The organism is Pseudodesulfovibrio profundus (assembly GCF_900217235.1).
Lineage (GTDB): Bacteria > Desulfobacterota > Desulfovibrionia > Desulfovibrionales > Desulfovibrionaceae > Pseudodesulfovibrio > Pseudodesulfovibrio profundus.
The window spans coordinates 1,811,353-1,825,733 of sequence record NZ_LT907975.1; the positions used below are offsets into that span (position 1 = coordinate 1,811,353).

Annotated in this window: 10 protein-coding genes; 7 read left to right on the forward strand and 3 right to left on the reverse strand. The window is 56.9% G+C overall.

The window, feature by feature from the left end; translation table 11 throughout:
* The first annotated feature begins 9 nt into the window (after positions 1-9).
* Positions 10-1,941: a methyl-accepting chemotaxis protein gene (locus tag DPRO_RS20625; RefSeq protein ID WP_269459710.1), complete on the forward strand. Its 1,932-nt coding sequence runs from the start codon at positions 10-12 to the stop codon at positions 1,939-1,941.
* Here the strand turns inward: DPRO_RS20625 and DPRO_RS08660 are convergent.
* Positions 1,904-2,971: an IS5 family transposase gene (locus tag DPRO_RS08660; RefSeq protein WP_097010253.1), complete on the reverse strand. Its 1,068-nt coding sequence runs from the start codon at positions 2,969-2,971 to the stop codon at positions 1,904-1,906. The genes DPRO_RS20625 and DPRO_RS08660 overlap by 38 nt on opposite strands.
* Before the next feature lie 27 nt (positions 2,972-2,998).
* Between DPRO_RS08660 and DPRO_RS08665 the strand changes: the two genes are divergently transcribed.
* The 5 genes from DPRO_RS08665 to DPRO_RS08685 all read left to right on the forward strand — a co-directional run bounded on the left by DPRO_RS08665 (position 2,999) and on the right by DPRO_RS08685 (position 8,409).
* Positions 2,999-3,301: a hypothetical protein gene (locus DPRO_RS08665; RefSeq protein ID WP_097011686.1), complete on the forward strand. Its 303-nt coding sequence runs from the start codon at positions 2,999-3,001 to the stop codon at positions 3,299-3,301.
* Between the two features lie 25 nt (positions 3,302-3,326).
* A complete protein-coding gene (locus DPRO_RS08670) occupies positions 3,327-4,622 on the forward strand; it encodes an amidohydrolase family protein (protein ID WP_232005755.1) in 1,296 nt (431 codons plus the stop codon).
* Between the two features lie 21 nt (positions 4,623-4,643).
* Positions 4,644-5,573, forward strand: a complete 930-nt coding sequence (locus DPRO_RS08675; RefSeq protein WP_097011688.1) for an aspartate carbamoyltransferase catalytic subunit — start codon at positions 4,644-4,646, stop codon at positions 5,571-5,573.
* Positions 5,574-5,711: 138 nt separating this feature from the next.
* The gene (locus tag DPRO_RS08680; RefSeq protein ID WP_097011689.1) at positions 5,712-6,995 is read left to right on the forward strand and encodes a dihydroorotase; all 1,284 of its coding nucleotides are present in this window, start codon (positions 5,712-5,714) and stop codon (positions 6,993-6,995) included.
* Between the two features lie 82 nt (positions 6,996-7,077).
* Entirely contained in the window at positions 7,078-8,409 is a 1,332-nt protein-coding gene (locus tag DPRO_RS08685; RefSeq protein WP_097011690.1) for an HD domain-containing protein, read from the forward strand.
* 81 nt (positions 8,410-8,490) lie between these two features.
* Here DPRO_RS08685 and DPRO_RS08690 read toward each other — a convergent pair whose 3' ends face one another.
* Positions 8,491-9,864, reverse strand: coding sequence for a TAXI family TRAP transporter solute-binding subunit (locus DPRO_RS08690; protein ID WP_162291166.1), 1,374 nt, complete (start codon positions 9,862-9,864; stop codon positions 8,491-8,493).
* 84 nt (positions 9,865-9,948) lie between these two features.
* Positions 9,949-11,352, reverse strand: coding sequence for a response regulator (locus DPRO_RS08695; protein ID WP_097011692.1), 1,404 nt, complete (start codon positions 11,350-11,352; stop codon positions 9,949-9,951).
* A 175-nt stretch (positions 11,353-11,527) separates the two neighbouring features.
* Here DPRO_RS08695 and DPRO_RS08700 point away from each other — a divergent pair, with 175 nt between their 5' ends.
* Positions 11,528-14,359 carry a DEAD/DEAH box helicase gene (locus tag DPRO_RS08700; RefSeq protein ID WP_407681406.1) on the forward strand — a complete coding sequence of 944 codons (2,832 nt, stop codon included), beginning with the start codon at positions 11,528-11,530 and terminating at the stop codon, positions 14,357-14,359.
* Positions 14,360-14,381 lie beyond the last annotated feature (22 nt).

Sequence of the window (14,381 nt, forward strand, 5' to 3'; positions counted from 1 at the left end):
GGATTTTCCATGCGATTGGCAGACATTCCAATTGGAGTCAAAATAGTCAGCGGATTCGCCTTGATCATTATCATTTTTCTGGCTGCCGGTTTCTTTGTGGACCTGTCTCTAAGAAAGATGTCGGGGAGTTCTTCCGTCGTTGAAGCGGCATTGGACATGGGCATGTCCGTGCGAAAAGACATGCAGTATGTGACCGAACTTTCCGAAGCTGAAGACAAAGATCAGCTAGATCAGGGCTGGGCTAAACATGCTCGTTCCGTGAAAGAATTCGATATGCTGGCCGACGCCATCATGAACGGATTCAGCGATGATAAAAAAACTATCGTGGCAACGGAAGACCCGGCAATCCGAAAAGACATTCCCGAAATAAACAAGTTCTACGGAACGGATTTCGAAGCATTGGTTCGTCGAGTCCACGAACTCAAGCTGGAATCATTTGAGTCTGAAAAGAACCGTGAATCAGCTATGCAAACGATGGAAGAGGCCTTCAGGACGGTCATCAACCTGACGGAAGAATTCAACGAAGCCACCAACCAACGCATGGATACGCGCCTCAACAACGGCGAGGATGCATTCGATATTCTTTCTGTCGAAGTTTCCTGGATCGACATGGTCAACAATATCCGGTTCAACATCAACCGGGCACGCATTGCCCTCGAAGAGTTCGTCCAGGCAGAATCGATGGATACCGCTGATGCAGTGGAGGAACGCTATCTCGCTACCGTCAAGGAGTTCGATGAAATCATAACAACTCTGGACAAGGGCGGCATGTTTCAAAGCGAAGTCGTACAGCCGCTCAATGTCCCTGAACTGCGGGAGTTGATGACACGACTCGACGACACCCACGACGAGATATTCCAGACCGGTGCTTCCGGGGTGATGAAGGCCCACCGCAACTATATAGATGTCATGAACCGAGTCGAAGTGAACGACAACGAGACCAAGGAAGGCGGCAGAGAGCTGGGAGATCGGATCACGACTGTGGAAATGGCAGCCAGAGAAAACATGAACACCATGAAGGAGCAGTCACGAATTGCTTTATATGCAAGCATTGGTATTGCCCTTGTTCTGGCTCTGGTCATCGGCGTTTTCCTTTCCAAGATCATAACCAAGCCCCTCAACGTTGCCGTACAGGCTTCCCGCAAGCTGGCTGACGGCGATCTCAGCTCAGACATCGACAGCCCGGGCAGCGATGAGACAGGCAGGATGCTCGGTGCCATGAGCGAGATGATCCTGCGCTTGCGCGAGGTCGTGTTCAATATCAACGGGGTCATCGACAATGTTGCCTCGGGCAGTGAACAGCTTTCCGGATCGGCAGAATCCCTTTCGCAAGGGGCCACCGAGCAGGCTGCATCCATTGAGGAGCTTTCAGCTTCCATCGTGCAGGTGACCTCTTCCATTGCCCGCAACGCCGACAGTTCGCAGGAAACCGCCAATATCGCCAATGGTGTGGCCGGCAAGGCCAGTGACAGTGGCAAGGCGGTCACCGAAGCCGTGGGTGCCATGAAGGAAATTGCCGACAGGATCACGATCATCGAAGAAATCGCACGGCAGACCAACCTGCTGGCACTGAACGCAGCCATCGAAGCCGCTCGTGCCGGAGAACATGGTAAGGGATTTGCCGTTGTCGCCGCCGAAGTTCGCAAGCTGGCGGAACGAAGCGGAACAGCCGCAGCAGAGATCAGCGAGCTTTCCACCTCCACCGTCACCGTGGCCGACCGGGCAGTGACCATGCTCGACGAGCTGGTACCTGAAATGAGACCTCTGCGCATCCCCTTTTCGCGTCCGTGCCTTGCGCTCCGCACCCAATTTGATGTTCTGACCGCACCCCAGCTTGGGCTCATTCCCGGCCTTTTCCTGCCATTTCTGGCCGAAATGCCGGATTTTGGACGCACCTCTCCCTTCAGGCTCGCGCCAGTCGAACAGCTTTTTTCAAATTGAACGCCATGGCGAGGATGTGGAACTCTCCCTCCACCTTCTCACGACCCACGTATCGGGACCGAAAGAATGCGTAGCCACGTTTGAGTGTGCCGAAGGCCCGCTCGACTATTTGCCGAATGCTGCTGATGTCACGGTTGCGGGTCTTTTCGAAGTCTGTCAGCCTGCCGCCACGAGGCGTCTTGTCCATGGTTCCGTCCTCCAAATCGCGATCAAACAGAATGTCCCGGTTCTTCCCGCTGCAATAGCCCTTGTCCGCATAAACCCGTGCGCCGGGATCAAGGCCGACGCCATTCACGAGCCGCTCGAATTCGCCCGTGTCCGAATGGTTCGCGGGAGTGATGTGACCACAGAGCAGAAACCCGTCTCGACTGTCCGTCGCGGCATGGAGCTTGTAGCCGTAATAGGCCCGATTTCTCTTGCGGAGCCAGGCCGCCTCCTCGTCATCCGAATAGCTGACCCGGCAGTCCACCGGCCCATCCTGTTCTTCGGCGTCCTCGGAACGGTCCTCAGGCATCACGTCGATAACCTTGCGCGGCCGCCGCTGCGACTCGACTACCGAGGCGTCCACCACGGCTCCCTCACGGACAAGAAGCCCTTGTCCTTCAAGCTGGCGGTTAAGCATGTCGAGCAAGGAGTCCAGCACCTTCAGGCGGATCAAACCGTTACGGAAACGGCATATGGTGGTCTCGTCCGGCACGTCGTCCTCGATGGAAAAACCGGTAAATCTGACAAAGGAGAGCCGGTCGAGCAGCGCCTGCTCCACGCCCGGATCACTCAGGTTGTACCAACGCTGCAAGAGCAGAATCTTGAACATCGCCAGAGGCGGATAGGCGGGATTGCCCACGGCGTTGGCCTTGCGCCTGATCTTCTTGCACAGAAAGGCGTTGATGGGCTGCCAGTCGATGAGTTCGTTGATCTCATCCAGAAATGTGGTCTTGGTTCTGCGGTGCCCCAGGAAGTAATCACCCAACCGAGGTCCTTTCTGCCGAATAGCCATGCCTTCCTCCTTTGGATGGAGAAATAATAGCATAATAAATCAAATAGTTAAAGAGTAAAAGTGTGGGATTTGCCGTGCAGAGGTCTCGAAATAGAAAAGACCTCGGAACTGATCGATTCCATCAACGCCACGTGCGAAGAACAGGATATTGCCATCAAACAGATCGGCAGTGCCGTTTCCCAGGTGGAAACCGCAACGCAGACCACGGCGTCGGCCTCAGAGGAAGTCGCATCCACATCAGAAGAATTGGCAGCCCAAGCCGAATCGCTGAATCAGATGATGGCGTTCTTCAATTGCGGTGACTCACTCAACTCCATGGATTGTGCAGCTCCCAAAGCCCTCCCGGCAGGAAGCGACTATTAATTGAAAACAACACTCCTCCCCAACCATGTGGAAGCGATCATCATTTCGAGCAATGGTGGTCGCTTCCCCTCTTTCTGCCCCGGAAAAGGGCTGGACCGTGACCCGAAAAACCGCTATTTACCACTCTCAGTCCGTGCGCGGACACGTTACCTCTAAATATGTCTCCTACGAGAGAAGCAGAGAACAGCGAATGCCTGAATTGTTTCGTGCGGCCAAAGCCGCGACCATGACCCCCGATGCGCCCGTTATCGAAGACGCAGCCATCATCGCCCATCAGGGCATTATCCGGGAGGTCGGCACCTACCGCGACCTCGCCCCCTCTTTTTCCGGCACCATCACCGACCTTGGCGATATCACCCTCACTCCGGGGTTGATCAACGCCCACTCCCACCTCGAACTGGCTCACCTACGCGGCAAATGCCCCCAAGGGGCAGGCTTTGTCACCTGGGTGGAGAATTTGCTCCAGCAACCCATCTTTGATCTCGACGAGGATGAGTTGGACAAGGCAGTCGATGAGCTGAAACGAAGCGGGACCGTAATGGTTGGCGATATAGCCACCCGATTCGCCAAACAGATGGCCGGAGTGCTTGAAGCTTCCGGCCTTTTTTTCGCGGTCTTTGTGGAGGCCATCGGCGAAACCATCCCGAAAAAGACATTCATCCCCAAAGGTGAATATGAAAACGGCCTGCTCTCAGTTGCAGGGCATTCACTGTATACGACCCACCGCGATGTACTGCGCGCTGCAAAGGCCGAGGCGACCCAGCGCTCCATCCCCTTCTCCATCCACCTTGCCGAACATGACGAAGAAGTCGCGATCATGGCCGACAGGGAAAGCGAGTTTCTCGACCTCCTACAGGCCCGCGGCAGACTGCTGGACTTTGTCGCCCCACAAAAACGGCCGGTGGAGCAGGCAGCCGAACTCGGGCTGCTCGACGAAACAACCCTTGCCGTCCACTGCGTGAAGGTCACGGATGAAGACATTCAAACCGTGCGCGACTCCGGTGCCACGGTCTGCCTCTGTCCGCGCTCCAACGAATACATCGGCGTAGGACGGGCGCCCTGGGAAAAGTGGCTTGCCTCCGGCACTCCCCTGTGTCTGGGCACCGACTCACTGGCATCCAACTACGACCTCGACCTGTGGAACGAGGCGGTGTATCTTAAAAAGAATTTTGATGGCGAGCTTTCATTTGAGCAACTGCTCGCCATGGTGACCCGAAACCCGGCCAACATTCTGGGCGCAGGGCAATATCTAGGCACACTGGAACCGGGGAAGCGAGCTGTTTTCGCCACGGTTCCTGATACAATATCCCAGCTTTTCTAGTTTGTTGGAGGAAGCATCAACATGAAATGGCTACACAAAGATTTGCTGGACGTTTCCCAGCTCTCCCAGTCCGAGGTTATGGCAATCTTCGAGACTGCCGGACGGTTTCAGGAGTTGCAGGAACGCCCCGTCAAAAAAGTACCAACCCTCAAGGGACGCAGCGTCATCCTCTTTTTCGCCGAGCCGAGCACGCGCACGAAAACGAGTTTCGACGTTGCAGGAAAACGGCTTTCGGCCGACACCTTTTCACTGGCGAAAAGCTCCTCCAGCCTGACCAAAGGGGAAACGCTCAAGGACACGGCCCTGACTCTCCAGGCCATGGCCCCGGATGCCATCGTCATCCGCCATTGGTGTTCCGGTGCAGCCCGCTTCCTTGCCGATCGACTGGACTGTTCCATCATCAACGCCGGTGACGGCCGCCACGCTCACCCCACGCAGGCCCTTCTCGATTCCTTCACCCTGCATCAGGAATGGGGCGATCTGGCCGGAAAGACCATCCTCATTCTCGGCGACGTGGCCCACTCCCGCGTGGCCCGCTCCAACGTCATCCTGCTGAACAAACTCGGGGCCAAGGTCCGCCTGTGCGCACCGCGTACCCTGCTGCCCCACGGTGTCAAAACCTGGCCGGTCGAAGTCTACTCCGACCTGAACGAAGCCTCAAAAGGGGTTGACGCCATCATGTGTCTGCGCCTGCAGCTTGAGCGGCAAAAAGACGGCCTGCTGCCGGATCTTCGCGAATACGCACGGACTTACGGACTTGGCCCGCGCCATATCGACCTTGCCAATCCCGACGTTAAGATCATGCACCCCGGTCCCATGAACCGCGGCGTGGAAATCTCGTCCGATCTGGCCGACTGCGCCGATTCGCTGGTGCTCGATCAGGTAGCCAGCGGCGTTGTCGTCCGTATGGCATTGCTCTTCCTGTACATGACGCGGAAGGGCGACGAATAACTTCGTTGACGATCGAAAAATCATAAAGACGCAAGCGCATCCGGGTTACACTACTCATTGACAATCACGCCCGCCCGTAACCGGCACCATGCACAAGCAAAGGCGTAATATGGCCCAAGGCCACACATGGAGGAAACCATGGCGAAGATGGATTTGATAGTTCGCAGAGCACAGTTGGACGGCAAGGAAGTGGATATCTTCGTTGCTGATGGAAAAATCGCAGAAGTAAAACCCGCCGCCAAGGAACTGGACGCAGGAGATGCCACCGTTGAAGAAGCTTTCGGGCTGACCGTGATGGCCTCCATGACCGATGTTCACGTTCATCTGCGCGAACCGGGATTCGAGTACAAGGAAGATGTGGAATCCGGTCTGCGGGCTGCCGCCTGGGGCGGATTTTCCAATATCCTGTGCATGGCCAACACCAAGCCGGTCAATGACGACACGGCCGTGACCCGACTGATGCTCGAACAGGCCGAGAAGTTCTGGCCCGACGGCCCCCGTCTTTTCCCCATCGGCGCCCTGACCAAGGGATTGAAAGGCGAAGAACTGGCCCCCATGGCCGAGCTGGCCGAAGCCGGATGCGCCGCCTTTTCCAACGACGGTGTGCCGGTCAAATCAACCGAGCTGTTCCGCCGCGCCATGGAGTACGCCTCCGACTGGGATCGCGTTGTCATCGACCACTGCGAAGACCCCTACATGGGAGTGGCTGCCGGAGTGAACGAGGGCGCTGTTTCCAGCCGACTGGGACTTCCTGCCCAGCCCGACATGGCCGAAGCACTGCAGGTGGCACGCGATGTCCTTCTGGCCGAATATCTCGACATCCCCATCCATCTGGCCCACATTTCATGCAGAAAGTCCGTGGACTTCATCCGCGCCGCCAAGGAGCGTGGCGTCAAGGTTACGGCTGAAACCGCGCCACACTATCTGATTCTGACCGAAGACTACCTCGAAAACGAGGCCACCGAGTACGATACCAACGCCAAGGTCAATCCGCCCCTGCGAACCCCTGACGATCAGCAGGCGCTGCTGGACGCCCTCAATGACGGGACCATGGATTGCTTTGCCACCGACCACGCCCCGCACGCCGCATTCGAGAAGGAAACAGAGTTCGATGTGGCTCCCTGCGGCATTTCCGGGCTGGACACCGCCCTTTCCGTCACATGGCAGTTGGTTCGCGACGGCAAGCTGAAAAAGGAAGCCTTCACCCGCGCCTGGACCACAGCGCCGTGCTCGATTTTCAATCTGCCGGTGAACACATTCCAGCCGGGCGATCCCGCCGACTTCTTCCTGTTTGACGAGTCCGAGGAGTGGACCGTATGCTCGGAGTCCATGCACTCCAAGGGAAAAAACACCCCGCTCAAGGGTTCCAACCTGAAAGGACGGGTAAAAACCCATTTCATTCAGGGGAAAAAGATTGTATAAGAGCGGGCATTGCAGTGCCGGGGGAGCCTCGGCATGTGAATAAAAACAATCGCGCTAGTATTACATAGAGTTAAGGAGAGATATGAGCCAGCCCTTTAAAGACGCTGTCGGTTTTTGTAAAACCATCATGCGAAACGGCTTTGACGCCTACGTGGTCAATGTCCGGCTTCAGGCTTTGACGTTGGACGAATCCGGTGATGAAAAGGAACTTGATATCTGCACGGACGCCGGTCTTACCGAGTTGCAGAAGTACTTCCCCAACCTTGAACCATCCAACGACAAGGGTACCATCGGCACACTGGTCGAAAGCGGCACCACCTTCTACTTCTATGCGGCCGATGTGGACGATGCCTCCTACATTTCGGAAGCCGTATCCACCATGACGCCCCGCCTGCTCAAACGCCTTGAGCTGCGCGGCGACATCCCGCTGTCGTCGGTCTGCCCGTTCATCCCCAAGGCAAAAGAAACCTACGCTGATTTCTCGGATTTCGCCGAAGGCAAGATCCGCTTCAAGGGCGACCCGGACCAGGCCCTCAAGAAAGACTACTCCCTCGCCTACCGCGCCATGCGCTTTTCCGCCAACTTCGACAAGGAAATCGACGCCAACTCCTGGGCCGCCATTGTTCGCAATGCCGGTCACATTCTGGAATTCGTTCCCATGGCCGAATTTCTCGACGAGTGGCACAAGGTCGAGGCCGAAGCAATGTACCGCTTCTTTGAACTGCTGTTCGACTCCATGCTGCTGCACGGCCTCATCCCCGAGGTTGCCGCGCTGTCACGGGTCAAGCAGATCAAGAATCCCGAGACCAACGAAGAGGAGACCGTGTTCCAGCACACCCTCGACGTCATGAAGGCCTACCCTGAAGAGCTACCCTACGACTGGAAAGGCACCGTCGCCTGTCTGCTCCACGATGTCGGCAAGCTCCTCACCGCCGAATATTACGATGGCAAGTGGAACTTCCTGCAGCACCACCGTGTTGGCGCCAAAGCCACACGCCGCATCCTCAAGCGTCTGCGCTTCGAGGAGCAGGATATCGACCTGATCTGCGAACTGGTCCAGAACCACATGCGCCCGCACTTCATGCTCACCGACAAGGGCATCCGCCGGTTGCGCTCCCTGGACGAGTACCCGCGCATCATGGAAATGGTCAAAGCGGATATCAAGGCCCGCGACGGCTCCTGGCGTGAGTTCAATCACAACCTCAAGATGGCTGAACGCGCCAACATCCCGGACAACGAAATCGAACCACTGCTCGACGGCAACCAGATCATGGAGCTGACCCAGCTCAAGCCGGGTCCGGTTATCGGCATGATCCGCGACGAGTTGCTCAAGGCGCAGATTGCCGGTTCGGTCAACGACCTCGACGAAGCCGAGACTTTCGTCAAGGATTACGTGACCAAGAACAAGATCTAAGCCACCACAAACGATCACAAAAGAACGGCCCGTGCAGCAATTGCACGGGCCGTTTTTCTGTTCTGGTCAGTAGGGGAAAACTTAGGACGCGCTGCTCTTCGTTTCGGAAACCGAATCACCGACAGCACGCTCCAATGGGAGCTGCGCCTTGATCACTTCATCCAGCCGATCCTGAATCATCCTGATGTGGATTTTCAGCGAGTAGATGTAATCGAGATAGGAGAGGGGAACGGATGTATCCATGACCGCCCGGCCCAATTCATCAAGCTCCTCGCGCATGGCCAGCGCTTCCTCGGCTGTCTCGATGTCATAGGCTTTCAGGTCAAACTCCTTAAGGTCCTTGTACCACTTGAAGATGCGGCGGCGAATCTGCCAGCGATACGCCGGGGGCGTGATTTTGAAGAGCGGGAACAGCAGGGTCAGCAGCGGGATAAGCATGATCTTGAGGCGCTCAAAATTCACGGCCCAGGTGTACGGCATGTAGCGCATGAGCAGCGGCGGCCCGGACTTGTAATAGTTCTCGGCCTCTTCCGTCAGCGGGAAGATGGTGCTTTTATTGTTCGGCTGAGTGCCGGGCATGGCAAAGATATCACCATCATTATGGATTTCCTTCGCAGCCAACAAGAACAGGTAGCTGATGGCGGGATGGAGGTCCTTGTTCACCACGAGGTTGGCCGAAGGCGCGAGCATGTTCACGTCACGATCCGGCAGATTGGTGGCGATATCCAATGCTCCTTCAGGGAGTACCAGATGCTGCAAGTAGCGGTGGGACCGAACATACGCTGGGCTTCGCTCCACCGAGAACAGCCGAATCACCCCGCCGGAGTCACGCAGGGAATCGATAACCCCGGACCCCACCCCGGAGAAAAAGAAGACCACATCCACCTGATCGTTGAGCATGTCGGATACCGCGCTGCCAGCCCCTTTTTCGATGAGTGTCGCGTTGTCTTCAGTGATACCGTTCTGGGCCAGCAGCTTCTTGACCACATGGTTGGTGCCGCTTCCCTCTGCGCCGATGGCGACCCGCATTCCTTTGAGGTCATTGAGCATTGTAAAGGAAACATTGCTCCGATGGAAAATCCACAGCGGCTCATAATAGAGCGAGCCGAGACTGCGCAGGTCAGGATACTGTTCCGGCGTGCTGACACCACCCTGAACGAACGCCGCATCCACCGGATTGTCCGGGTCGGCCAATAGATCAAGGTTGTCTATGGACCCTTTGCTCTCGACCACCTCAAGCTCGATGCCGTGCTTGGCAAAAAAAGCGGCGTATTCTCGAGCATATCCATAATACGCGCCAGTTGGTCCACCTGATGCGATGGTCACCTTGCTCGGCGGCGCTGGCTCCACGTATTGGTAAGCAAGCCAGAGCGCCGCAGCCAGCAGACAGGCCGCGCCGCCATAGATGAAAAACGACATGGTATGGTGGGATTTGAAGAACTTGAGTATACGCATACCGGACAGGATATCGGAAGGGGTATACCTGCGCAAGCAGACATACGCCTTATTTTGCCTCATCCGGTAAACAATAGAGGGTGACTACGCACTGGGGCGTTGCTGATACTCCTCGGGGACTACGATCTCGCCGCCGGTCCGCTCAAACCACTTCAGGAATGCATCCACGCAGGTCGGGCACAACTGGCGGCCGCGCTCCTCGGTGATGATGTCGACGGCCACGCCTCTGGGTACGGAGTCCCGATAGGGGCGCTCGGAGGTAACGGCTTCATAGACGTCGGCAACAGCGACAATCCGGGCCTTGAGTGGGATGTCCTCGCCCTTGAGTCCCTTCGGATACCCTTTGCCGTCCCACCGCTCGTGGTGGAACAAGATCACTTCCAGAACATCATGCAGGCTCTTGATTGGGCGCAGGATATCAGCCACCACATTGGAATGCAGCTTCACGTGTGCGTATTCCACATCGTCGAGCGACCCTTTTTTGAGCAGCACATCATCACGCACGCCGATCTTTCCGAGATCATGCAGTCGGCCGACAAGTAGCAATCTTTCCAGTTCACTCGGCTCGAAGCCCATTTCCTCGCCAATGCCGACAGCGACCTGCGCCACACGCTCGGAGTGTCCGCGAGTAACCGGATCACGAGCTTCCAATGCCTGCACCAGACTGGCGATTGCAGCCAGCGTCAACTGGTGCTCCATGCGCAACCGTTCCTGCTCTTCCATGAGCAGGCGGAAATTAGAGGAAAATATTTCCTCAATAACTATGGAAAGCTGCGTCACCGTAAACGGCTTGATCAGAAAAGTGGCTGCACCTTCACGTATCAACCGCCGCATGATTGGCTTGTCGCCCAGTGATGACATGATGATGATCGGGATCTTCTTGTGCTGATCATCCTTCTTGAGCCGACGGCAGAGCTCGGCTCCGTCCATGTTCGGCATCATCAGATCGGAGATGATCAGGTGGGGCTCGAACTCCTCGACCATCGCAAGGGCTTCCTGTCCATCATTGGCCGTACGGACCACGAACCCTTCCTCGGTCAGCCCTGATGAAAGGAACAGGCGTACACTGGAGGAATCGTCCACCACAAGAACCCGGCTTCCGGTGAGGAAGGAGCGCGCATTGAGGATGTCCTTGATGCGCTCAATATTGCCCTTTATGTCCCCGCCTTTGGCCAGATAGGCATCAGCCCCGACGCGAAAACCCTGCTCAACGCTTTCATCCGAATCCCTGGAAGAGAGAATGATGATGGGGACACCCGCTGTTTTATACTCCTTCTTGAGTCGGGAGCACAGCTCGAAGCCGTCCATCTTCGGCATATCAATGTCTGTGATGACCAGATCAAAGTCGTCATCAATGGCACGGGACATGCCGTCTTCACCATCAACGGCCAAAGTCACGTCGAAACCGGCCTCGGTCAGATGGGTCTGCAATGCGAACCGAACGGATTTGGAGTCATCTACGACAAGTATATGCGGTCTTTTTTCCATTTTTCTCTGCAATGCGGAGATTGCCTGTTTGGTTATGTCTCTCCCTGCCCCTTACATAGCGGGTGGATTTCATACAAGACAATTATATTGCCTACCGGAAGCCGCCGTACTACCATGCCTCGCTGTGGACAATCCCGTTGATCAATACGTAAACGCCCTGCTCGAAAGCGAAACCATGGGCCGTCAGGTGGCCCATCATCGTCTTATTGAGGGTGCCGACTCCCGGTTCGGCGAACCCCGTCGCCCATGGCCTGCCGCCCTTTCGGGCGCCCTGTCGCTCATGGGTGTCGAAACGCTCTACGCCCATCAGGCCGAAGCAGCCGATTATATCCGTGCAGGTCGACATGTGGTGGTGGCAACCCCCACGGCCAGCGGCAAGACGTACACGTACAACCTGCCGGTCATGGAACACTGCCTGGCCGACCCCGAGGCCAAGGCGCTCTATCTGTTCCCGCTCAAAGCGCTGGCCCAGGATCAGCTTAAAGGGTTCAAGGAGCTTGCCGCCCTGCTGCCGGAGGAGCGACGTCCCACCGCTGCCATCTATGACGGCGACACCACCCCCCATTTCCGCAAGAAAATCCGCAATTCACCGCCCAATGTGATCATGTCCAACCCGGAGATGGTGCACCTTTCCATGCTGCCCCACCATGCCTCGTGGGCTGAATTTCTGTCCGGGCTGACACACATCGTTGTGGATGAAGTACACACATACCGCGGTGTCATGGGATCGCACATGGCCATGGTTTTCCGACGTCTGCTCCGGCTGTGCGAATATTACGGTGCACGCCCCACGTTCATCTTCTGCTCGGCCACCATCGGCAACCCCGTGGAGCTGTGCCACATGCTCACCGGGCTTGAGGTCCACCCCATATTGGAATCCGGGGCAGCCCGTGGCGGGCGGCACATGGTCTTTCTTAATCCCGAGGGATCACCGGCTCAGGCAGCCATACAGTTGCTACAGGCAGCGCTGGCCCGAAACCTGCGAACCATCGTCTATTGCCAGTCCCGTAAGCTGACCGAACTCATTGCCATGTGGGCCACCGAGCGCAGCGGCCAGTTCAAGTCGAAAATCTCCGCATACCGTGCCGGATTTCTGCCGGAGGAACGGCGGGAAATCGAAATGAAGATGGCGGACGGCGAGTTGCTCGCGGTCATCTCCACCTCCGCACTGGAGCTGGGTATCGATATCGGCGGCCTCGATGTCTGCATCATGGTCGGCTACCCCGGCTCGGTCATGGCCACGCAGCAACGGGGCGGTCGCGTGGGGCGCAGCCAGCAGGAATCGGTGGTCGCGCTCATTGCCCAGGAAGATGCGCTGGACCAATATTTCATGCGCAATCCCGACGATTTTTTTTCCCGTCCGCCCGAATCGGCCATGCTCAATCCGCATAACCCTGTGATCATGGATCGCCATCTTATTTGTGCGGCAGCCGAGTTGACCCTTCGACGCAACGAGACATTTCTTCAGGAGGAAGCGGTATCCCACCGGGTGGAAGAGCTGGTCGGGTTGGGCCATCTCTTTGAGGTCGTCAACGAACTGCCCGGCCATCCCACGGAGATCGTTTCCCACCGCAAGCGGCCACACCGCGACGTGGACCTGCGCGGCGCCGGTCAATCCATGCACATCGAAGACAACACCAATGGCGCTGACAAGGCACCGGTCATCGGCACCATCGATGAACACCGCGCCTTTCGCGAAGCGCATCCCGGAGCCGTTTATCTGCACCGGGGCCAGACGTACGTGGTCACCGATCTTGATCTTGGCAGCAAGACGGTTCGGAGCCAGAAGCAGCGGGTGGGCTATTACACCAAACCCCGCGCCAACAAGAACACCGACATCCTCGAAGTTCTCGGGCAAAAGACGTGCTTCGGCACGCGGGTCTATTTCGGCCGGCTCAAGGTCACCGAACAGATCACCGGCTATGAAAAACGCTCGGTGCGCGGCGGCAAACTGCTGGGCATCACGCCGCTGGACCTCCCCCCGCTGGTCTTTGAGACCGAGGGCGTCTGGTTTGAAATCGGGCATGATGTACGGCGGCGCTGCGAAGATGAATTCATGCACTTCATGGGCGGTATCCACGCCTTCGAACATGCGGCCATCGGCATGCTGCCGCTGCTGGTCATGACCGACCGCAACGATCTGGGCGGCATATCCACTCCCATGCATCCGCAGGTGGATGGACCCGCTGTTTTCATTTACGATGGCATGCCCGGCGGCGCAGGGTTGACCCGCCAGGCTTTTGACAAGGCCGATGAGCTGGTCAAGACCACACTGCGAACTATTGAAGTGTGCGAGTGCGAATTCGGATGCCCGTCATGCGTCCATTCGCCCAAGTGCGGGTCCGGCAACCGCCCCATTGACAAGCGGGCCGCCCAATTCGTGTTGGAAGCCATTGTCAGCGGCGACCCCAAATCCATCGAACCAAAGGATATTGACGTGAATCTTCCCGGTATAGACATGCGCAGGCCCGCCCCGAAGCGTTACGGGGTGCTGGACATCGAAACCCGCTACTCCGCAGATGAAGTCGGCGGTTGGAATCGGGCCGACAGAATGGGCGTTTCCATTGCCTGCCTGTATGATTCCGAAGACGGGACCATGCACGATTACGAACAGGATCAGATGGATGATCTGGTCGCGCATCTGCAACGGTTCGATCTGGTCATCGGATTCAATCATGTCAAATTCGACTATGCCGTACTGGGCGGTCTGCACCCTTTCAATTTCCGGGGACTGCCCAATCTGGATCTGCTGGTTGAAGTAAACAACCGCTTGGGGTACCGTCTTAAGCTGGATAATATAGCTCAGGCTACACTCGATGTGGGAAAATCCGCAGATGGGTTGCAGGCGCTGAAGTGGTGGAAGGAAGGACGACTCGATCTCATCACCGAGTATTGTCGTCAGGATGTGGAGGTCACGCGTGATGTCTACCTGTATGGCCGGGAACACGGCCACGTCTTCTTCACCAACAAAGCAGGACAGAAGGTCAAGCTGCCCATAGAGTGGTAACAGGATAAACCAGCTCGGAGGA

Excerpts from the sequence above, each read along its gene's own strand:
- DPRO_RS20625 (WP_269459710.1), top strand. The coding sequence starts at position 10 with ATGCGATTGGCAGACATTCCAATTGGAGTCAAAATAGTCAGCGGATTC.
- DPRO_RS08660 (WP_097010253.1), bottom strand. The coding sequence starts at position 2,971 with ATGCTATTATTTCTCCATCCAAAGGAGGAAGGCATGGCTATTCGGCAG.
- DPRO_RS08670 (WP_232005755.1), top strand. The coding sequence starts at position 3,327 with ATGTGGAAGCGATCATCATTTCGAGCAATGGTGGTCGCTTCCCCTCTT.
- DPRO_RS08675 (WP_097011688.1), top strand. The coding sequence starts at position 4,644 with ATGAAATGGCTACACAAAGATTTGCTGGACGTTTCCCAGCTCTCCCAG.
- DPRO_RS08680 (WP_097011689.1), top strand. The coding sequence starts at position 5,712 with ATGGCGAAGATGGATTTGATAGTTCGCAGAGCACAGTTGGACGGCAAG.
- DPRO_RS08685 (WP_097011690.1), top strand. The coding sequence starts at position 7,078 with ATGAGCCAGCCCTTTAAAGACGCTGTCGGTTTTTGTAAAACCATCATG.
- DPRO_RS08690 (WP_162291166.1), bottom strand. The coding sequence starts at position 9,864 with ATGCGTATACTCAAGTTCTTCAAATCCCACCATACCATGTCGTTTTTC.
- DPRO_RS08695 (WP_097011692.1), bottom strand. The coding sequence starts at position 11,352 with ATGGAAAAAAGACCGCATATACTTGTCGTAGATGACTCCAAATCCGTT.
- DPRO_RS08700 (WP_407681406.1), top strand. The coding sequence starts at position 11,528 with ATGGGCCGTCAGGTGGCCCATCATCGTCTTATTGAGGGTGCCGACTCC.